The following is a 17,616-nucleotide window of genomic DNA, read 5'->3' as shown; positions in this document are numbered from 1 at the left end:
GGCGGTATCCATTCAGACGCTCAGAACCCGAACGACTTGCCGATCACGTCCAGCATGATCTCATCCGCGCCGGCGCCGATGCGGTACAGGCGGATGTCGCGCAGCACCCTGGACACGTCGTACTCGTCCATGTAACCGGCGCCGCCGTGGATCTGCACGCACTGGTCGGCGACCTCCCAGGCGGTCTGGGTGGCCAGCAGCTTGCTCATCGAGATCGCCCGCACCGGGTACTCGCCGGCGGCGTAGGACCTGGCGGTCTGGTAGATCAGTGCCCGGGCGCCCTCGAGCTTCGTGGCCATGTCCGCGAACTTGTGCCGGATCGCCTGGTGCTGGCCGAGCGGGCGGCCGAAGGTGTGCCGCTCGCGCGCGTAGGTGAGCGTCTTGTCGAACGCGTACTGCCCGTAGGCGAGGCACCCGGCGGCGCCGATCAGCCGCTCGGCCTGCAGCTCCCACATGATCTGCTCGAAGCCCTTGCCGACGGTCCCCAGCAGCGCGGAGTCGTCCACCCAGACGTCTTCGAACGACAGCAGCGCGGTGTCCGAGGCGTGCATGCCCATCTTGCGCAGCTTCTGCGCCCTGCTCACCCCCGGCGTGTCCATCGGCACCAGGAACAGGCTGAAGCCGCGGTGCCCGGCGTCCGGGTCGGTCTTGGTGACCAGCAGGATCATGCTGTTGCGGTGGCCGTTGGTGATGAAGGTCTTGGAGCCGTTGATCAGCCAGCCGCCGTCGTGGCGGACCGCGCGGGTCTTCGTGCCGGCCACGTCGGAGCCGGCGTCGGGCTCGGTGATGCCGAGGGAGTACATCTGCTCGCCGGCCACACCGGGGCGCACCCAGCGCTGCTTCTGCTCCTCGGTGCCGAACTCCAGGATCGGCGGCATCACCATGTCGGTGTGCACCGACAGGCCCATCAGGAACCCGCCGCTGCCGCCGCGGGCGATCTCCTCGGCCAGCACGAGGTTGGTGAAATAGTCGCCGCCCTGGCCGCCGTACTCCTCCGGGACGGACAGGCCGAGCAGACCCAGATCGCCCATCCGGCGCACGATCGAGTCCGGGAAGGTGTTCTCCTCCCACTCGGCCACGTGCGGCACGATCTCGCGGTCCACGAACGCGCGGATCGAGGCCCGCAGCGCGTCGTGCTCCTCGTTGAACACGACGTGGCCGGTCGAGACGGTGGCCGGATCGGTGACGGTCATGGCTCACTCCAGGGCAGGGACCGGGCTCGGGCGGCGGATACCCGGTCAGGGCCGTACACATCCGACTGCGGATCTGACTGGACATAGTGTCCGGACGCTCTGGCCGAGGCTAGCATTCTTCCGGCAGGATGGGCCCATGACTGGCGCACAACCGCCGCTGACCACGTCGTGGTGGCCGGCCGACCGGAGCATCCCGCTGACCGGGCACACGGTCGGCTCGCTGCTGGCCGAGCGAGCCGGGCAGCTGCCGGACACCGTCGCACTGGTCGCCACCGGGCACGACGGGCAGCCCAGGCGCTACAGCTATGCCGAGCTGTACGAGCAGGCGCGGCGGATCGCGGCGGGTCTGCTGGAGCTGGCCGAGCCCGGGGAGTTCGTCGCACTGTGGGCGCCGAACCTGGCCGAGTGGCCGGTCATCGAGTACGGCGCGGCGCTGGCCGGCGTGGTCCTGGTCGCGCTCAACCCGGTGCTGCGACCGGAGGAGCTCCGCTACGCGCTGCAACATTCCGGCGCCGTCGCCCTGCTGCACGCCGACCTCAGCCGGGACTACGACCTGGCCGCCGTGGCCGCCGAGGTCGCGCCGGAGTGTCCGGCGCTGCGGCACGTGATCAGCCTGTCCGAGCCGGAGCGGTTCACCGCGCCGGCCCGTGCCGAGCTGCCCGAGGTCGACCAGCTCAGCCCGGTGATGCTGCAGTACACCTCGGGCACCACCGGCACCCCGAAGGGCGTGCTGCTGCACCACCGCGCACTGGTGAACGTCGCCATGCTGACCATGCGCGCCGCCGAGCTCGCCGACGGCGCGGTCTGCCTGAACCCGCTGCCGCTGTTCCACACCGCGTCCTGCGTGGTCAGCACCCTCGGCCCGCTGTGGCTGGGCGGCACCATGGTGCTGATGAACCGGTTCGACCCGGTGACCGCGCTGGCCGCGATCCGCGCGGAGCAGGTCAGCGTGCTGATGAGCGTGCCGACGGTGCTGGGTGCGGTGGTCGAGGCCGCCCGGGCCGACGGTGAGGCGCCACCGAAGCTGGGCACCGTGCTGGTCGGGGCGTCCAATGTGCCCGGCAGCATGATCGAGACGGTGGAACAGCTGTTCGGGGCCTCGGTGCACAACCTGTTCGGCCAGACCGAGCTGGGCCCGGTGCTCACCCTGACCAGGCGCTCGGACACCAGGGCCGACCTGGTCAGCACCATCGGCCGGCCGATCGCGCACACCGAGTGCCGCATCGTCGACCCGGTGACCGGCGAGACGGTGCCGCTCGGCGAGTCCGGTGAGATCTGCGCGCGCGGCTTCCAACAGCTCATCGAGTACTACCGGGACCCGGACGCAACCGGGCGGGCCGTCGACGCGGACGGCTGGCTGCACCTGGGCGACCTGGGAGCGATGGATGAGCGGGGCATGGTCCGGCTGACCGGCCGGCTCAAGGACCTGATCATCCGGGGCGGCGAGAACATCGCGCCGGCGGAGGTCGAGAACTGCCTGGTCACTCATCCCGCCGTGCTGGAGGCCTCGGTGATCGGCATGCCGGACGAGCGCTGGGGCGAGGTGGTGGTGGCGGTGGTCCGGCTGCGCTCGCCGCTGCCGGACGCGGCCGCCGAGCTGATCGAGCACGCCAGGGCCGGCCTGGCGAAGTTCAAAATCCCGTCCCGGGTCGTGGTCGTGAACGAGTTCCCGATGACGCCGTCCGGCAAGGTGCAGAAGTTCCGGCTGCGCGAGTCCCTGCTGGCGCGGGAGTAGCGGACCGCGGCGGCGGGCGCGGCGGGAGGCGCGGCCCGGTGCGCGGCGCGGCGCGCCGTCTGCGGGGATCGAAGTTCCTGCCGCCGGGGCCACCCAAGGTCGCCCCACCACTTGACCCGATCGGGTTACTCCCGTAGGAAGCAGGAAGCATCCTATAGGAAACGAGATCCTGGAGCCCATGATGAACACGATGCGCGCGGTACGGGTAGGCCTGTCCGCACTGGGCATCGCGGCCCTCGTCGTCACCGCCGGCTGCAGCACCCGTGGTTCCGGCGGCGGGTCCGGCGGGTCGGGCGGTTCCGGTGCCGCGGCCCCGGCGGTCACCTCCGCCGCCCAGGTCAAGGTGGCACTGGTGCCCGGTGGGGCGCACCCCTACTTCCAACCCTGGAAGACGGCCGGCGAGCAGGCCAAGACCGACCTCGGGCTGGGCGGTATGACGTTCGACGAGACCGGCCAGTGGGACCAGGCCAAGCAGAACGCGGCAATCAACTCGCTGGCCGCCCAGGGGTACAACGCCATGGGCATCTTCGGGGTCTCGCCCACCGACATCAACAGCACCTTCTCCGACCTCAAGAGCAAGGGGATCACCGTCGCGTCGCTGGGTTCCTGCCCGGCCGGCGAAGCGGACCAGGCCTCGTTCTGCCTGTCCACCGACGTGCAGCAGGCGGCCGAGAAGGCCACCCAGGCCGCCATCGACGCGATGGGCGGGCAGGGCGTGCTGGTGCACCTGACCGGCAACAACGTCGACTCCAACACCCAGCGGCGGATCGCCGGCGTGAAGAAGGTCATCGACGCCACCGGCGGCAAGGTCCGGCTGCTCACCACCGTCACCGACATCGATACCGACCTGCAGACCGCGCAGAAGGCCGTCTCCGACCTGCTCTCCGCGCAGGGCGGCCAGATCAACGGGATCGTCAGCACGGCCTACAACCCGGCCGTCGCCGCCGCTGCCGCGGTGAAGGCCAGCAAGCTGCCGATCAAGGACGTGGCGATCGACGACGACCCGACCATCCTGGCCGGCATCCGGGACGGCTCCGTCGCGGCCACCGTGGCGCAGAACCCGGTGGGCCAGGCCTACGTGGGCACCTGGGCGCTGACCAAGCTGGTCGCGGGCCAGTGCACGGTGGCCGACCCCGGCGTTTCGATCGACTCCGGCTCGTTCGTCGTCGACTCGAAGAACGTCGCCACCTACGACACCCAGCGGCAGGACAAGACGAAGGCACTCCAGGCCCAGTTCCAGAACAGCGTCCTGCACTGCAAGTGACGGAGGGTAAGTGGCTGAGGGCGGCGTGACGGTCCTGACCGATCCGGAACCCCAGACCGGACGCCGACCGCCGGCCGCCCGGCGGGGTCGGTGGGTGCTTCGTGCGCTCACCGGCCAGCGCGCCGGGCTCGCCGTGGTGGTCGTGGTCCTGATCATCGTGTTCGGGACGCTGCGCCCGGCGTTCTACGACTCCCGGCTGGTGGTCTTCCCGCTGCTGCGCGACATCGCGACGCTCACCGTGGTCGGGCTCGCGCAGCTCGCGGTGCTGTCCATCGGGCACCTCAACCTTGCGGTGGGCCGGATGGCCGCCTTCGGCGCGCTGGTGTCCGGGTTCTCCTACCAGGTGCTGGGGCTGAACCTGGTGCTCGGCCTGCTGTTGGGACTACTGGCCGGGGCGGCGGTCGGCGCACTCGCCGGGCTGATCATCACCAGTACCGGGGTGAACTCGTTCGTGGTCACCCTGGGGTTGGACTTCGCGCTGCTCGGGCTGGTCACCCTGGTGTACGGCCAGTTCACCACGCTGGCGGCGTTCACCGTGAAGCCGCCGGGGATGGAGGAGCTGCGGTCGTTCTCCCTGGCCGACCTGTGCGCCGGCGACCTGTGCGGCTCGCCGGCGGTGCCCCAGCTGCTGCTGCTCACCGTGGTGGCGATGGCCGGCGTGGGGTACCTGTTCGCCCGGGCCCGCACCGGCCGGGAGATGCTGCTGACCGGCTCCAACGCCACCGCGGCGGAGCTGTCCGGGGTCCCGACCAATCGCAGGGTGATCGGGGCGCACACGCTGTCCGGGCTGCTCTCCGGGCTCGCCGGCTTCATGCTCGCGGTCACCGCCGGGTCGTTCACCGCCGGCATCGGCTCGGCGTTCCTCATCCCGTCGTTCCTCGGCCCGGTACTCGGCGGTACCGCACTGACCGGCGGGGCGGTGTCGGTGATCGGCACGTTCATGGGTATCTCGCTCACCCAGGTCATCCAGCAGGGGCTCACCATGCTCGGCGTCGGGCTGGAGAGCCTGAACATCTACCTGGGCCTGATCCTGCTTGTCGCGCTGTCCACCGTCCGCATCCGCCAGCTGTTCGCCCGCCGGAGGTCGTCATGACCGACACCGCTGCCAAGCCGAGGGCGCGGCGGATCACCCCGGCCCGCCTGAGGTCGACCGAGGCCACCCTGCTGGCGGTCGTCGTGGTCGGCTTCGCCGCGCTCGCGGTGACCTCCGGCGGCGACCTGCTGCGCGGGCCGGCGATCCAGACCGTGCTCACCTATGTGGCCGTGCCGGTGCTCATCGGCCTGGCCCAGATGGTGGTGCTCGCCGTCGGGCAGATGAACCTGTCGGTGGGCGCGCTGGGCGGGTTCACCGCCGTGCTGATGGGCTCGATGATGGGCGACGCCGGCTGGCCGGCGTGGCTCGCGGTGCTCGCCGGGATCGCGCTGGCCACCGCGATCGGCGCGGTCAACGGGCTGCTGGTGGTGTTCACCAGGATCAACGGCTTCGTGGTCACGCTGGCCACCATGACGGTGCTGATCGGGCTGCAGTACCGGGTGGTCGGCACCCGCACGATCGCCAACTACTCGCCGGGACTGAAGGCGCTGGGTGCCGCCTCGGTGGCCTACGTGCCGGTGATCCTGCTGGTCGCGGTCGTCGTGGCGGTGGCCGTCGCGGTGTTCGTCCGCCGGTCCGTGCCTGGTCGGTGGCTGCTGGCCAGCGGCGGCAACCCGCTGGCCGCGCGGCTGTCCGGCATCTCCAACGACCGGATCCTGGTGCTCGCGCACACCCTGTCCGGGCTGATCATCGGTATCGCGGCCATGGTCACCGTGGCCTCCGCGCCGGGCGTCAATTCCAGCATCGGCGGGGACTGGCTGCTGCCCAGCTTCGCCGCCCCGATCATCGGCGGGGTGGCGCTGACCGGCGGCTCGGTCGCCGTGCTCGGCACCGTGCTAGCCGCATTCGTGGTCCGGCTGGTCGACGTGGCCAGGGCCCAGTTCTCGCTGGACCCGAGCTGGGTCAGCCTGGTCGTCGGCGTTGTGGTCCTCGGCACCGTGGTACTCACCCAGCGGAGGAGTCGGCGTGGCTGAGCCCCTGTTCGTCGCGGAGAGCCTGGTCAAGACCTTCCCGGGGGTGCGTGCGCTGGACAAGGCCACCCTGCGGCTGCACGCCGGCACCGTGCACGCACTGCTCGGTGAGAACGGCGCCGGCAAGTCCACCCTGATCAAGATCCTGACCGGCGTGCACCGGGCGGACTCCGGGCGGATGGTGCTGGACGGCCGGGAGATCGCGCCGTCCTCGCCGCGCGACGCCGCCCGCGCCGGCATCGGCGTGGTGCACCAGGAACGCAACCTGGTGCCCGGGTTCAGCATCGGGGAGAACATCGTGCTGCAGGGCATCCCGGCCCGCCGCGGCCTGGTGGACCGGGCGGCGATCCGCGCCGAGGCCCGCCGTTGCCTCGATCAGCTGGACCTCGACCTCGACCCGGACACGCCGACCGCAGGACTCTCCGTGGCCCAGCTGCAGCTGGTCGAGGTGGCCAAGGCACTGCACACCAACAGCCAGGTACTCCTGCTCGACGAGCCCACCACGGCGAGCACGCCCAGCGAGGTGGAGCGGCTGTTCACCGTGGTGCGCCGGCTGCGCGACGCCGGCACCGCGGTGGTGTTCGTCAGCCACAAGCTGGAAGAGGTGTTCGAGCTCTGCGACACCGTGACGGTGCTGCGCGACGGTGCCTCGGTACTGGAGGCCGCGCCGCTGGCCGGGACGAACCGGGAGGAGCTGGTGGACCGGATGGTCGGCCGGTCGCACCTGGCCGAGCCGCTGCCCGCGCGCCCCGCGCCGGCGGCCGAGCCGGTGCTGGAGCTGGTCGCGGTGGCCACCGACGCCGGCCACCGGGACCTCAGCCTCTCGGTGCGGCCCGGGGAGATCGTGGGGCTGTACGGGCTGGTCGGGGCCGGGCGCAGTGAGCTGGCCAAGGCGCTGCTCGGGCTGTCCAAGGTGACGGCGGGGCAGGTTCGGGTGCGCGGGCGGGCGGTGCGCATCCGAGATGTCCGGGACGCCCTGCGCACCCACCGGATCGGCTACGTACCGGAGGACCGCAAGGCCGAGGGGCTGTTCCTGGACCAACCGGTCACCCGCAACATCGCGGTCACCGTCTGGGACCGGATCGCCTCCCGGTTCACCGGGGTGTCGCAGCGCCGCGAGGAGGAGCTGGCGGCCGGCTACGTCGAGCAGCTGGGCATCCGGCTGGCGTCCTCCGAGCAGTTGGTCGGCGAGCTGTCCGGCGGCAACCAGCAGAAGGTCAGCCTGGCGAAGTGGCTCGCGGCGCGCACCGAGATCCTGATCATCGACGAGCCGACGGTGGGCATCGACGTGCGCACCAAGGCCGCGTTCCACGAGCTCATCGGCGAGCTGGCGGTGGCCGGCCTGGCGGTGCTGCTGATCACCAGTGACCTCCCCGAGATGGTCGCGCTGGCCGACCGGGTGGTGGTGATGCGCGCCTTTCGGGTGCAGGGCGAGGTGGCCAACGACGCGCACGAGTACGACCCGACCAGCCGCGCGGTCATGTCACTGATCCACGCGTGAGGTCGGTCGACATGTCAGTCGGTATCTCACTCGGTGTCTCAGTCGGTATGGAAGACCTCTTCGAGCGGTGCCCACCACTCGCCCTCGGCCGCGCTGGGCACCGCCTGCTGGCACGGGTCGGTGAGCTCCCACCACGCCCGGGTGCGCGGGTCGGCGGCCATCGCGGCCAGGTCCGCCCGATAGTCGGTACCGGTGTACTCGAAGTAGGCGAACAGCAGGCCGTCCCGCAGGAAGATCGTGTAGTTGCGGATGTTGCTGCGCGCGATCTGCTCGAGCACGTCGGGCCACACCGCGGCGTGCAGCTCGCGGTAGGTCGCCTCGTGCTCGGGGCGCAGCCGGATGACAGATCCGACACGGCGTGGGGGCATGCCGACAGCCTGCCCGATCCGGCCTCGGCGCAGGTGCCGGCGCGCGTCCGGGCCGTCGGGTCAGTGCACGTGCGGGCGCAGCCGGTCCCGGGCGGCCTCCAGGTGTGCGCGCATCGCCGCCTCGGCCCCAGCCGGGTCGCCGGCGCTGATCGCCGCCCCCACCGCCCCGTGCTCGGCGTGCACCGTGGCACCGGTGCCGCTGCTGTAGAACAGCCGGAAGATGTGCAGGTGGCAGTGGGTGTCGGCGAGCGCAGCGCGGGCCGTGGTGTTGTCGGCCAACCGCATGACCAGATCGTGGAAGCGGGCGTCGTGGGTGGTGAGCGGTTGGTACTCCCGGAACCGGCCGCTGGTCGGCACCTCGGTGCCGGTGGCGAGCTCGGCGGTCAGCTCCAGCCGCGACCCGTCGTCGGCGCGCTCCGCCGCCCGCCCGGCCGCCCACGGCTCCAGGTGCAGCCGGAACTCGTAGAGGTCCTCGAACGCCCGCCGGTCCAACAGCGGGGCCGAGGTATAGCCGCGCAGCGGTTCCTTCAGCACCAGGCGTTCGGATTCCAGCCGGGCCAGCGCCTCCCGGATCGGGGTCTGCGAGACGGCGAGATCGCGGGCCAGCGCATCCATGTTGAGCTTGGCGCCTGGCGGCACCGCATCATCCATGATCAGGGCCTTGACGGCGTCGTAGACGCTGTCGGTGAGGATCTGGCGAGGCGCGGGCCCGACTCGCTCGACACCTGCCTCCATGCGTCCCTCCGGCTCGTCCGGCCAACGAGCGTAACGCATTGACCAGGAGGTTTTCACCGATGACCCCTCGCGTTGACGCGCATCACCACGTCTGGGACCTCACCGTGCGCGACCAGCCGTGGACGGCCGGGCTGCCGGCGCTGCGCCGTTCGTTCGACCTCGCCGAGCTCGAACCCGCACTGCGCGGCGCGGGCATCGACGCCACCGTCCTGGTGCAGACCGTCGACCTGCCCGAGGAGACCCCGGAGTTCCTGGCCATCGCCGAGGCGCACCCGGTGGTCGCCGGCGTGGTCGGCTGGGTGGACCTCACCGCGCCCGACGTGGCCGACCAGCTCGCCGCCGCGGCGGCCGCACCCGGCGGGCGGCACCTGGTCGGCATCCGGCACGGGGTGCAGAGCGAGCCGGACCCCCGCTGGCTCTGCCGCCCCGACGTACGCCGGGGGCTGGCCGCCGTCGCCGACGCCGGCCTGGTCTACGACCTGCTGGTGATCCCCGGCCAGCTACCGGCGGCCGTCGACACCGTGCGCGCGCTGCCCGGCCTGCGCTTCGTGCTCGACCACGCCGGCAAGCCGAGGATCGCCGAGGGCAGCCGCGAGCCGTGGTCGGCCGACATCCTCGCCCTCGCCGTCCACGACAACGTCGCGGTGAAGCTGTCCGGGCTGGTCACCGAGGCCGACCACGGCGGGTGGAAGCCGGCGGACATCCGGCCCTACGCCGAGCACGTGCTCGCCGCCTTCGGGCCGGGCCGGGCGATGTTCGGCTCCGACTGGCCGGTCTGCCTGCTGGCCGCCGACTACCCGGGTGTCGTCGAGCTGGCCCGCGACCAGACCGCCGCGCTGTCCCCGGCCGAGCAGGCGGCGGTGTTCGGCGGCACGGCGGCGCGCTGGTACGGCCTGGACCTGTCATGACAGCCTCCGAGACGGGCGGCCCCGTCGGCGGCGCCCCGGTGAGCGGCCCGGTGAGCGGCCCGGTGAGCGGCCCGGTGAGCGGCCCGGTGAGCGGCCCGGTGAGCGGCTCGCTGGGTGGTCACCTGGGGGGTGAGCGCCTCGTCCCCGCGCCGCGCCAGATCCTCACCGACGGGGTGTACGAGGCGGTCAAGACGCTGATCATGAACGGCCGCATCCCGCCGTCCACGCGGGTGAACATGGACCAGCTGGCCCGCGCCCTGGAGGTCTCGGCGACCCCGTTGCGCGAGGCGCTGGCGCGGTTGGAGTCGGAGGGGCTGGTGAGCAAGGAGCCGCTGCGCGGGTACTCGACGACGCCGCTGCTCAGCCGTGCCGAGTTCGACGACCTCTACGAGTTGCGGCTGCTCGTCGAGCCCGCGCTGGCGGCCGCCGCGGCCGGGCGGGTCGCACTGGTGGACCGCCGTGAGCTCACCGAGGAGATGGCCCGCTGTCCGGACGCCCCGGCGGAGCGCGGGGACTACCGCACCTACCGGGCGCTCTACGAGCACGACGTCCGGCTGCACGACCTGGTCGCCCGGATCGCCGGCAACGAGGTCGCCCGCCAGGCGCTGCGGCGGCTGCATGCGCACCTGCACGCGTTCCGGCTGCACGGCGGCAACCGCAGCGGCGACTGCACCCGGGCGGAGCACGCGGTGATCGTCGAGGCGCTGCACCGGGGCGACCCGCACGCCGCGGCCGGCGCGATGCGCGCACACCTGGAGACTGCCCGGCACCGCTCGCCGGGCTTCCGGGCCTGAACTCCGCGAGGCCGTTGTCGAACTTAATCATTGAGGTCGGCAATCATTGTGAAGCAGGTACGCTGCAGCATCGACCGGCCTTCGAGGGGGAGTCATCGCAGCTGCGCGGATCGAGGCGGGCGGCGGCGAGCTGCCCCCGGAGCTGGCGACCGGCCTGGGATACCTGCTGGCCAGGGCGGGCGGGCAGGCGATCCGTGAGCTCAACCGGGGTCTGCAGCCGCTCGGCATGCGCACCCGCCACCACACCGTGCTACTGGTGGCGGCCGACTCCGGCGGACGGTCCCAACGGGAGCTGGGGGAGGTGCTCGGCATCGATCCGAGCGCGGTGGTGGCCCTGGTCGACGACCTGGAGCGGGACGGCCTGGTCCGGCGCGAGCCGCATCCCGACGACCGGCGCACCCGCCTCGTGGTCGCCACCGAGGCCGGTCGGGCCCGGCTGGCACAGACCCTGGCGCTGGCCAGGTCTGTGGACGAGGACCTGCTCTCCGAGCTGACCCCGGCGGAGCGGGACACCGTACTGCGCCTGCTGCGCCGGATCGCGCCCTAGCAAGCCTGGGCGGCCCGCAGCTCACGCGGGGAGCACCCGAACCGGGCCCGGAATGCCCGGCTGAAGTGCGACGCGTCGACAAATCCCCAGGAGAACGCCAGCTCGGTGAGGGTGCGCTGGCGCAGCGCGGGGTTGCACAGATCGCCGCGGACCCCGTCGAGGCGCTGCGCCCAGATCCACTCCGAGATCGTGTACGGCTCACCGGCGAAGGCACGGTGCAGCGTGCTGACCGAGGTGTGCAGTGCCGCGGCCAGCGTGGACACGGTCAGACCCGGGTCGCGTAGCCGGGCTCTGGCGCAGGCCTTGACCTCCTCGCGCCGCGCGGCCAGCTCCGGCTCGGGTGCCCGCCCGTCCCCGCCCAGGGTGCTCAGGCCGGCCACCACGATGTGCTCGACACTCTGCGCCACGGCGGCGGCCGAGGTTGGTTCCAGCTCGCCCAGTGTGCTCGCCAGGGTCCGGATCATCTCGATGGTCAGGTGGCCGGCGCCGCGGGAACCCCGCACCGGCCTCGCGGTGAGGCCCCGGGTACCGCGCAGTTCGGAGCGCAGCGTCGGGCCGGGCAGCATGAGCACGTACTGCTGGAACTTGTCGGTGAACTCCAGCTCGTAGGGCCGGGTGCTGTCGTACAGCGCGAAGTCGCCGGGGTGCAGCACCGCCTCCCGGTCGTCCTGGCGCACCACACCCACCCCCTGCGTCTGGATGCTGACCAGGAAGTAGTCCTCGGCGGCACGGGCGATCAGGGACGGGGTGCGCCGTACCCGCTGCGCGGTGGCGGTCACCCGGGACAGCTCCAGGGTGGCCAGCGTGTCGATCCGGATCTCACCGACCACGTCCCGGGCCGGCGCGGGCGCCGCGCAGTCCAGCTGGACGTAGGCGTCGCATACCGCGTCGGTCCAGTAGGCGAGGCGGTCGCGCTCATCGACGTCCGCCGTGCTGAGCACCCGCGACATGCAACGACCGTAGTGACGGCGTGATGACCAGGCAAGACAGCTGCACCGCAGAGTCAACGAACTCGCCACGCTCAGACCAGCCCGCGCCGCCGCGCTCGGTGAGGCTGGCCGGAGCAACCGTGCGGAAGGAACCCGAATGTCCGTCGACCACCCCCGCTTCCGGGCCGCCGCGATCCAGGCCGCGCCCGCCTTCCTCGACCTGGACGCCGGGATCGACAAGGCGATCGCCCTGATCGCCGAGGCAGCCGGGAACGGTGCCGCGCTCGTCGCCTTCCCGGAGACCTGGCTGCCCGGCTACCCCTGGTTCATCTGGCTGGACTCGCCGGCCTGGGGCCTGCAGTTCTTCCAGCGCTACCACGACAACTCGCTGGCCTACGGCACGCCGCAGGCCGACCGGCTGGCCGCGGCCGCCCGCGAGCACGGCGTGACGGTGGTGCTGGGACTGTCCGAGCGCAAGGGCGGCAGCCTGTACATCGCGCAGTGGATCATCGGTCCGGACGGCGAGACCATCGCCCGGCGCCGCAAGCTCAAGCCGACGCACGTCGAGCGGACCGTCTTCGGCGAGGGCGACGGCAGCGACCTGTCCGTCTACCCGACGGCACTGGGGCGCCTCGGCGGACTGTGCTGCTGGGAGCACCTGCAGCCACTGTCCAAGTACGCGATGTACGCCCAGGACGAGCAGGTCCACGTGGCTGCCTGGCCCAGCTTCTCGCTCTACCGCGGCGGCGCGTACGCGCTCGGTCCCGAGGTCAACACCGCGGCGAGCCGGATCTACGCGGTGGAGGGGAGCTGCTTCGTGGTGGGGCCGTGCGCCACCGTGTCGCCGGAGGTGATCGAGCTGCTGTGCACCGATGACACCAAGCGGGCGTTGCTCCTGCCCGGCGGCGGGTTCGCCCGGATCTTCGCGCCGGACGGGCAGCTGATGCACGAGCCGCTCGCGGAGGACGCGGAGGGCATCGTCTACGCCGACCTGGATCTCGGGCTGATCTCGCTGGCCAAGGCCGCTGCCGACCCGGCCGGGCACTACTCCCGACCGGACGTGACCCGGCTACTGTTGAACAAGACCCCGGGGGAGCGGGTGGTGCCGTTCAGCGCGCCCGGCGTCGAGCTCGAGGCCGAGCCCGCGGCGTTGCTGCGCACGGACGATCCGTTGGAGGTCGCTGTGCGGAACTGAGAGCGACGCCGGTTGCGGAGCACGCCGGAGGGTGGGACCGGGTGGCGTGACGTCCGCGCAGGTCGGGTGTCCGGCGGTGGGGCGGGGGAGTCGCTGCCGGCTGGCTGTTGCCGCGTTGGTGGCGGTGGGCACCGCTGGTCAGCGCTACCGCGGCAATGCTGCTGGTCGTGCTGGTGTTGTCTGTTGGGGAAGGGTCAGGTCGGTCGTCGGTGTACTGACGCGTTATCCGGCGCGGTGCGAGCGCGGCGCGGGCAGCGTCGATCCATCGGGCTGGTGCGACTGCCCGGACCCGAGGTTCTCCGCTTCGCTGGCGATCCAGTAGAGCTCGCAGGGCCACCGGGTGTCGTCGCGGCACTCGCGGCAACGCCCGGTCGAGTCCGGGACGTGGTCGGCCTGAACGCGCTGACGCAGGTCTGGCATTCGGGCGAGCATCGTGGCCATCAGCATTGGGGAACCCGCGCCTTCTGGTTGAGGATGTGGTCCATGTTGCTTTTGGTGCTCAACACCTCATTGGGTGTGGAGTGACGGTTTCGGACTGAAAATGTGTCGGAGAGTCGATGAGCGGTCCGCGATCACGGGTGAGCGGTTAAAGGATCACACCTAGAGGAGTGATCATTGGTGACTTTCCGCAACGCCGTCGATTACGGTGCGTGGCGGGCAGGATCAGTCGGTGGCCAGCAGATAGCGCCGGAACTTGCCGATCGTCTCGCGGATCCTGGCCACCTCCGCGTCGCTCGCACCGCGGCGGCGGAGCTCGGCGCAGTAGGCGTCCTCGGTGTACTCGGCGTCCCGGGCGCGTTGGGAGTGCTGCCAACGCAGGAACCGCTCCACGGTGTTGGGGCTGTGGCTGCGCCCCGGCAGCGGCGAGTGCTGGCGGGCGAGCCAGACGATGAAACCGGCGATCGTCGCGTCCAGCGCCGCGGGGCCCGCGAGATCGGTCATGCTCACCCCAGCCGGCCGCGGTCGACGATCTGGCCCTGGGGAACCGCGCACGCCCTGTCTCGGCCGCTACGTCCAGGTCCTGCTCCAGGTTAACCGTCGAACCTTTGAGAAACCGACGGGTTCACACGGCTGGGCGTCCCGGTGCTGGTCCCGTTGCCGAGGTGGACCATTGGGACGGGCGGCGCAGTGTGGGCGGCAGCGTGGTGTCGGAGTTGCCTCGGGCCGCGTTCAGCTGGAACTGGGTGAGAAAGATGCTCCCGGTGAGGTCGGCCCCGCTGAGGTCGGCGCCCCGGAGGTCGGCCCCGATGAGGTCGGCCAGTCGCAGGTCGGCGTTGCTGAGGTCGGCCCCGATGAGGTAGGTGCCGCGCAGGTTCGCGCCCCGCAGATCGGCGCCGCGGAAGTCCTTCCCGATCAGGTCGGCGCCGCCGCGGTCGGGCCGGCGGCCGGGAGCTCCGGCTCGGACGAGCTCGCTGACCGGCAGCAGCAGGACGTTGACCTTCTGCCGGTGGGCGCCCACGTCCAGTGCCACGAGATCGTCGGGAGCCTGTTCGGTGAGGCGCTCGGTCTCGGTCAGCGCACGCCCCAGCTCCGTGTACAACGGGCTGGGGACGTGCCGGGTCAGTGCCTCGGTGAGGTACCAGAGCAGCTCGTGCAGCTGGCGCATGACGGTGAACGAGTTGAACATCGTGGCCGCGGTGCCGGGTGCCTGCCGCCAGTCCTCGCCCCGGAAGGTGACCTGGGCGACCTGCTGGCCGGCGCCGAAGCAGTCGAACACGGTGCAGCCCGCGAACCCTCGCTCACGGAGCTTGTCGTGGATGCCGCAGCGGAAGTCCGCCAGCAGGTTCTCACATGCCTGACCAGCGGCTTTGTCGACGGCGAAGTCGGCAGAGGCGGAGAAGGCGGGGGCCACGCAACACAGCCCGAAACAGCGTGCACAGTCCGCCCGCAGGCGCTCCAGTCCATCGGGTGGACGGCTCGCGAGCTGGATGTCCTCGGGCAACGTGGGCGTTTCTCCCGTCGAGTCGGGAGCACCGCGACCGGGTGCTCGCCTTGCCTGAGAGTAGCCGTGCCCATTACCGAACCGCGTCGGGCTGAGCCCGTTTCTTGCCTGCTGGAGCCTGATGAGGGCGATGTGCTCGTCTTCGGCCGGAACATGTGGGGGATCTCGGAAAAGAACGCTATGAGCTGCGGACCCGGATGGGCGTGCTGTTCCAGGATGGCGCCCTTTGCGGTTCGCTGAATGTCTACGACAACACCGCGTTCCCGCTGCGCAAACACACCGACAAACCGGAGGATGAGATCCGCGAGATCGTCATGCGCCGTTTGTCGGAGGTCGGGCTCGAGGCCGCCGAGCGCAAGTTGCCGAACGAAATCTCCGGCGGTATGCGTAAGCGCGCCGGGTTCGCCAGGGCGTTGGTGATGGACCCGTCGATCGTGTTCTTCGACGAGCCGGACTCCGGTCTGGACCCGGTGCGGACCAGCCTGCTCAACGATCTGATTCTGGACATGCACAGCGAGCACAAGGGCACGTATCTGTTGGTGACGCACGACATCCGGACGCCCGCAAGGTCAGCGACCACGTGGGGCTGATCTGGAAGGGCAAGGTCGTGCACTACGGCGACGCCGAGGAGGCGTTCGCCTCCGAGGACCCGTTCGTCCGGCAGTTCCTGGCCGGTGAGTCGGCCTGGCCCACCTGCTGGACCGAGCCGCCAGGTTCGAGCGGCTGCTCGGCTTTGTCCGACCACCGAGGGGGACGCATACCGAAGCCGTCGCCTTCGAGGGCTTCGACGCCGAATGGGTCCACGGAGCGGGTGTCGCACGGCCCCGCGACCGCGTCATCCTCTACCTGCACGGCGGTGGTTGGCTGTGCTGCGGGCTCAACACCCACCGCGCGCTGACCTCGCGGATTTCCGCCGCCGCCGGTATCCCCGCCCTGTCCGTCGACTACCGGATGGCCCGGCCGTGCCCTTCGAGGAGGAGGTCGAGGACTGTCTCACCGCCTACCGGTGGCTGCTCGAGCGGGGGACCGAAGCTCGGGACATCACGATCATGGGCGACTCGGCGGGCGGCTACCTGACCTTCGCCACGGCGCTGCGGGCCCGCGCGGACGGCCTGCCCATGCCCGCCGTGCTGGTGGCCCTGTCCGGCTGCTTCGACCTGGATCTGACCGGCAAACAGGCGCACGAGAACGCGAAGCGTGACCCGGTGGGGGCGCTGGCGGTGTTGCAGCTCGTACTGGAGTCGTTCGCGGGGCATCTGGACACCAGTGATCCCGCGGTCTCCCCGGTGCGCGCGGACCTGTCCTGGCTGCCTCCGACACTGCTCGTGGCCAGTTCCGCCGAGGTGCTCTACTGCGACTCCGAGGACCTGGCCCGGCGGCTGGCCCGGGCCGGAGTGCCCTGCACCCTGCAGACCTGGGAGCGATCAGTCGCGGTTCGCCGACCAATCCAGGATCTGTTCAGGCAAGGGACCCCCGGGAGCGGTCAGATCGAGCTTGTAGGTGTCCATCAGCATCTCCCGCAACCACACGTCGAAGGGCTGGTCGGACGTGGCCATCTCCTCGAAAGCGCGCCGAGGGTCCTCGGTTTCCAGCACGAGGATCTCTCTCGCTCCCTCGGGAGTCCGCTGGACCCACACGCCCTGTCGGGTAATACCCTGCCGGCGCCGCGCGGCATCGAACTCGTCGCGCCGCCGGCCAGCCATCTCGGTGACCGCCGCTCGCCAGGAGTCGAACTTGTCGTCGGGTATCGACATCGACATCACGACCATGGGCATGGCGGTCCTCCTCCGAGCCGAAGGTGCGCGTGCGCGTGGACCGTCATGGTCGAGCACGCCGCTGGGCGCGTCACGCGTACCCGGCTACCCGTCCCGCGACACCGACTACCTGTCGAGGGCGATCTCAGGACACGAAGGACAGTCCGTGGGTGCCGCCGAGCGGAGATTCTTTGTCGCGGCTGCACTCGAGCGTGCGTATCACCCGGGATTCCGCGAGGTCGACGACAGTGATTGTGCCGGAAACAAGGTTGGCGACGCAGACAGTGGCGCCATCCGGTGCTTCCCGTATCGTGAACGACTCGAGATCGAGCTGCACGCTCGCGGTGAGGGACATCGAATCCGAGTCGACAATGTGAAGAGCGCCTCTCGAATCGCCCATCTTTCCCCAGACCGGAGTCATCTGGGAGACGTACACATTGCCGTGGTTACCGACGCGAAGCGCTGAGTTCGCCGACGGAAGCTCGATGTCCCCGACCACTTCGAGTGTGGTGGCGTCGATCTTGACCAACCGGGAGGGGCTGTGCGTCTCCGGTGCGGGCGCCGTCTGGTGGGGCGTGGCGGCGAAGATCCACCTCCCGTCCGGGGAAACGTCGACCTCCTCTGCTCCGCCGGGCAGGTCAACCGCACCCACGACCGACCCCCGACCCCCACGTGGACGAAACCGGT

At 71.0% G+C, this 17,616-nt stretch carries 18 protein-coding genes and 2 pseudogenes; 11 read left to right on the top strand and 9 right to left on the bottom strand.

Going from position 1 to position 17,616, the window contains the following annotated elements; all coding sequences use genetic code 11:
• Nucleotides 1–20 precede the first annotated feature (20 nt).
• The gene (locus ACTXG6_RS39980; RefSeq protein WP_445184501.1) at nucleotides 21–1,193 is read right to left on the bottom strand and encodes an acyl-CoA dehydrogenase family protein; all 1,173 of its coding nucleotides are present in this window, start codon (nucleotides 1,191–1,193) and stop codon (nucleotides 21–23) included.
• Between the two features lie 136 nt (nucleotides 1,194–1,329).
• On the opposite strand from ACTXG6_RS39980, the gene ACTXG6_RS39975 reads away from it, so the two are divergent.
• From ACTXG6_RS39975 to ACTXG6_RS39955, 5 genes are all read left to right on the top strand, one after another.
• Complete coding sequence (locus tag ACTXG6_RS39975) at nucleotides 1,330–2,928, top strand: class I adenylate-forming enzyme family protein (RefSeq protein WP_445184500.1); 1,599 nt, start codon at nucleotides 1,330–1,332, stop codon at nucleotides 2,926–2,928.
• Between the two features lie 181 nt (nucleotides 2,929–3,109).
• Nucleotides 3,110–4,192: a sugar ABC transporter substrate-binding protein gene (locus tag ACTXG6_RS39970; protein WP_445184499.1), complete on the top strand. Its 1,083-nt coding sequence runs from the start codon at nucleotides 3,110–3,112 to the stop codon at nucleotides 4,190–4,192.
• A 10-nt stretch (nucleotides 4,193–4,202) separates the two neighbouring features.
• Nucleotides 4,203–5,285 carry an ABC transporter permease gene (locus ACTXG6_RS39965; protein ID WP_445184498.1) on the top strand — a complete coding sequence of 361 codons (1,083 nt, stop codon included), beginning with the start codon at nucleotides 4,203–4,205 and terminating at the stop codon, nucleotides 5,283–5,285.
• Nucleotides 5,282–6,259: an ABC transporter permease gene (locus ACTXG6_RS39960; RefSeq protein ID WP_445184497.1), complete on the top strand. Its 978-nt coding sequence runs from the start codon at nucleotides 5,282–5,284 to the stop codon at nucleotides 6,257–6,259. The genes ACTXG6_RS39965 and ACTXG6_RS39960 overlap by 4 nt, the downstream gene beginning before the upstream one ends.
• Nucleotides 6,252–7,757 carry a sugar ABC transporter ATP-binding protein gene (locus ACTXG6_RS39955; protein WP_445184496.1) on the top strand — a complete coding sequence of 502 codons (1,506 nt, stop codon included), beginning with the start codon at nucleotides 6,252–6,254 and terminating at the stop codon, nucleotides 7,755–7,757. Before ACTXG6_RS39960 ends, ACTXG6_RS39955 begins: the two co-directional genes overlap by 8 nt.
• 38 nt (nucleotides 7,758–7,795) lie before the next feature.
• Here the strand turns inward: ACTXG6_RS39955 and ACTXG6_RS39950 are convergent, their stop codons facing one another.
• Complete coding sequence (locus ACTXG6_RS39950; RefSeq protein ID WP_445184495.1) at nucleotides 7,796–8,125, bottom strand: L-rhamnose mutarotase; 330 nt, start codon at nucleotides 8,123–8,125, stop codon at nucleotides 7,796–7,798.
• 60 nt (nucleotides 8,126–8,185) lie between these two features.
• The gene (locus ACTXG6_RS39945; protein WP_445184494.1) at nucleotides 8,186–8,860 is read right to left on the bottom strand and encodes a GntR family transcriptional regulator; all 675 of its coding nucleotides are present in this window, start codon (nucleotides 8,858–8,860) and stop codon (nucleotides 8,186–8,188) included.
• Nucleotides 8,861–8,919: 59 nt separating this feature from the next.
• Here ACTXG6_RS39945 and ACTXG6_RS39940 point away from each other — a divergent pair, with 59 nt between their 5' ends.
• From ACTXG6_RS39940 to ACTXG6_RS39930, 3 genes are all read left to right on the top strand, one after another.
• Nucleotides 8,920–9,768, top strand: coding sequence for an amidohydrolase family protein (locus ACTXG6_RS39940; RefSeq protein ID WP_445184493.1), 849 nt, complete (start codon nucleotides 8,920–8,922; stop codon nucleotides 9,766–9,768).
• The gene (locus tag ACTXG6_RS39935) at nucleotides 9,765–10,562 is read left to right on the top strand and encodes a GntR family transcriptional regulator (RefSeq protein WP_445184492.1); all 798 of its coding nucleotides are present in this window, start codon (nucleotides 9,765–9,767) and stop codon (nucleotides 10,560–10,562) included. Before ACTXG6_RS39940 ends, ACTXG6_RS39935 begins: the two co-directional genes overlap by 4 nt.
• Nucleotides 10,563–10,788: 226 nt before the next feature.
• The gene (locus ACTXG6_RS39930; protein WP_445184491.1) at nucleotides 10,789–11,109 is read left to right on the top strand and encodes a MarR family winged helix-turn-helix transcriptional regulator; all 321 of its coding nucleotides are present in this window, start codon (nucleotides 10,789–10,791) and stop codon (nucleotides 11,107–11,109) included.
• Here ACTXG6_RS39930 and ACTXG6_RS39925 read toward each other — a convergent pair.
• Complete coding sequence (locus tag ACTXG6_RS39925; protein ID WP_445184490.1) at nucleotides 11,106–12,059, bottom strand: AraC-like ligand-binding domain-containing protein; 954 nt, start codon at nucleotides 12,057–12,059, stop codon at nucleotides 11,106–11,108. The genes ACTXG6_RS39930 and ACTXG6_RS39925 overlap by 4 nt on opposite strands.
• A 136-nt stretch (nucleotides 12,060–12,195) precedes the next feature.
• On the opposite strand from ACTXG6_RS39925, the gene ACTXG6_RS39920 reads away from it, so the two are divergent.
• Entirely contained in the window at nucleotides 12,196–13,233 is a 1,038-nt protein-coding gene (locus ACTXG6_RS39920; RefSeq protein ID WP_445184489.1) for a carbon-nitrogen hydrolase family protein, read from the top strand.
• Between the two features lie 222 nt (nucleotides 13,234–13,455).
• Here the strand turns inward: ACTXG6_RS39920 and ACTXG6_RS39915 are convergent, their stop codons facing one another.
• The 3 genes from ACTXG6_RS39915 to ACTXG6_RS39905 all read right to left on the bottom strand — a co-directional run bounded on the left by ACTXG6_RS39915 (nucleotide 13,456) and on the right by ACTXG6_RS39905 (nucleotide 15,085).
• Complete coding sequence (locus ACTXG6_RS39915; RefSeq protein ID WP_445184488.1) at nucleotides 13,456–13,680, bottom strand: hypothetical protein; 225 nt, start codon at nucleotides 13,678–13,680, stop codon at nucleotides 13,456–13,458.
• A 216-nt stretch (nucleotides 13,681–13,896) separates the two neighbouring features.
• The gene (locus tag ACTXG6_RS39910) at nucleotides 13,897–14,175 is read right to left on the bottom strand and encodes a hypothetical protein (RefSeq protein ID WP_445184487.1); all 279 of its coding nucleotides are present in this window, start codon (nucleotides 14,173–14,175) and stop codon (nucleotides 13,897–13,899) included.
• A 121-nt stretch (nucleotides 14,176–14,296) separates the two neighbouring features.
• Complete coding sequence (locus ACTXG6_RS39905; RefSeq protein WP_445184486.1) at nucleotides 14,297–15,085, bottom strand: pentapeptide repeat-containing protein; 789 nt, start codon at nucleotides 15,083–15,085, stop codon at nucleotides 14,297–14,299.
• Between the two features lie 198 nt (nucleotides 15,086–15,283).
• Here ACTXG6_RS39905 and ACTXG6_RS39900 point away from each other — a divergent pair.
• Both ACTXG6_RS39900 and ACTXG6_RS39895 read left to right on the top strand, forming a co-directional pair.
• A pseudogene (locus ACTXG6_RS39900) lies at nucleotides 15,284–15,866 on the top strand (ABC transporter ATP-binding protein); the annotation flags it as partial.
• Nucleotides 15,860–16,587: pseudogene (locus tag ACTXG6_RS39895) on the top strand (alpha/beta hydrolase); the annotation flags it as partial. The pseudogenes ACTXG6_RS39900 and ACTXG6_RS39895, both read left to right, overlap by 7 nt.
• A gap of 12 nt (nucleotides 16,588–16,599) precedes the next feature.
• On the opposite strand, the gene ACTXG6_RS39890 reads toward ACTXG6_RS39895, so the two are convergent.
• Together ACTXG6_RS39890 and ACTXG6_RS39885 are read right to left on the bottom strand one after the other, a co-directional pair.
• Nucleotides 16,600–16,950: a hypothetical protein gene (locus tag ACTXG6_RS39890; RefSeq protein WP_445184485.1), complete on the bottom strand. Its 351-nt coding sequence runs from the start codon at nucleotides 16,948–16,950 to the stop codon at nucleotides 16,600–16,602.
• A gap of 124 nt (nucleotides 16,951–17,074) precedes the next feature.
• Entirely contained in the window at nucleotides 17,075–17,581 is a 507-nt protein-coding gene (locus tag ACTXG6_RS39885; RefSeq protein ID WP_445184484.1) for a YncE family protein, read from the bottom strand.
• Nucleotides 17,582–17,616: the final 35 nt, after the last annotated feature.

It is taken from the genome of Pseudonocardia sp. Cha107L01 (genome assembly GCF_052566575.1).
Note: the sequence above shows the minus strand (reverse complement) of the source record. Positions and strands in the feature narration are given on the sequence as shown.

Bases quoted from the DNA above. Each gene is read 5' to 3' on its own strand.
- ACTXG6_RS39980 (WP_445184501.1), bottom strand. From the start codon at position 1,193: ATGACCGTCACCGATCCGGCCACCGTCTCGACCGGCCACGTCGTGTTC.
- ACTXG6_RS39975 (WP_445184500.1), top strand. From the start codon at position 1,330: ATGACTGGCGCACAACCGCCGCTGACCACGTCGTGGTGGCCGGCCGAC.
- ACTXG6_RS39970 (WP_445184499.1), top strand. From the start codon at position 3,110: ATGAACACGATGCGCGCGGTACGGGTAGGCCTGTCCGCACTGGGCATC.
- ACTXG6_RS39960 (WP_445184497.1), top strand. From the start codon at position 5,282: ATGACCGACACCGCTGCCAAGCCGAGGGCGCGGCGGATCACCCCGGCC.
- ACTXG6_RS39950 (WP_445184495.1), bottom strand. From the start codon at position 8,125: ATGCCCCCACGCCGTGTCGGATCTGTCATCCGGCTGCGCCCCGAGCAC.
- ACTXG6_RS39945 (WP_445184494.1), bottom strand. From the start codon at position 8,860: ATGGAGGCAGGTGTCGAGCGAGTCGGGCCCGCGCCTCGCCAGATCCTC.
- ACTXG6_RS39940 (WP_445184493.1), top strand. From the start codon at position 8,920: ATGACCCCTCGCGTTGACGCGCATCACCACGTCTGGGACCTCACCGTG.
- ACTXG6_RS39935 (WP_445184492.1), top strand. From the start codon at position 9,765: ATGACAGCCTCCGAGACGGGCGGCCCCGTCGGCGGCGCCCCGGTGAGC.
- ACTXG6_RS39930 (WP_445184491.1), top strand. From the start codon at position 10,789: ATGCGCACCCGCCACCACACCGTGCTACTGGTGGCGGCCGACTCCGGC.
- ACTXG6_RS39925 (WP_445184490.1), bottom strand. From the start codon at position 12,059: ATGTCGCGGGTGCTCAGCACGGCGGACGTCGATGAGCGCGACCGCCTC.
- ACTXG6_RS39920 (WP_445184489.1), top strand. From the start codon at position 12,196: ATGTCCGTCGACCACCCCCGCTTCCGGGCCGCCGCGATCCAGGCCGCG.
- ACTXG6_RS39915 (WP_445184488.1), bottom strand. From the start codon at position 13,680: ATGCTGATGGCCACGATGCTCGCCCGAATGCCAGACCTGCGTCAGCGC.
- ACTXG6_RS39910 (WP_445184487.1), bottom strand. From the start codon at position 14,175: ATGACCGATCTCGCGGGCCCCGCGGCGCTGGACGCGACGATCGCCGGT.
- ACTXG6_RS39890 (WP_445184485.1), bottom strand. From the start codon at position 16,950: ATGCCCATGGTCGTGATGTCGATGTCGATACCCGACGACAAGTTCGAC.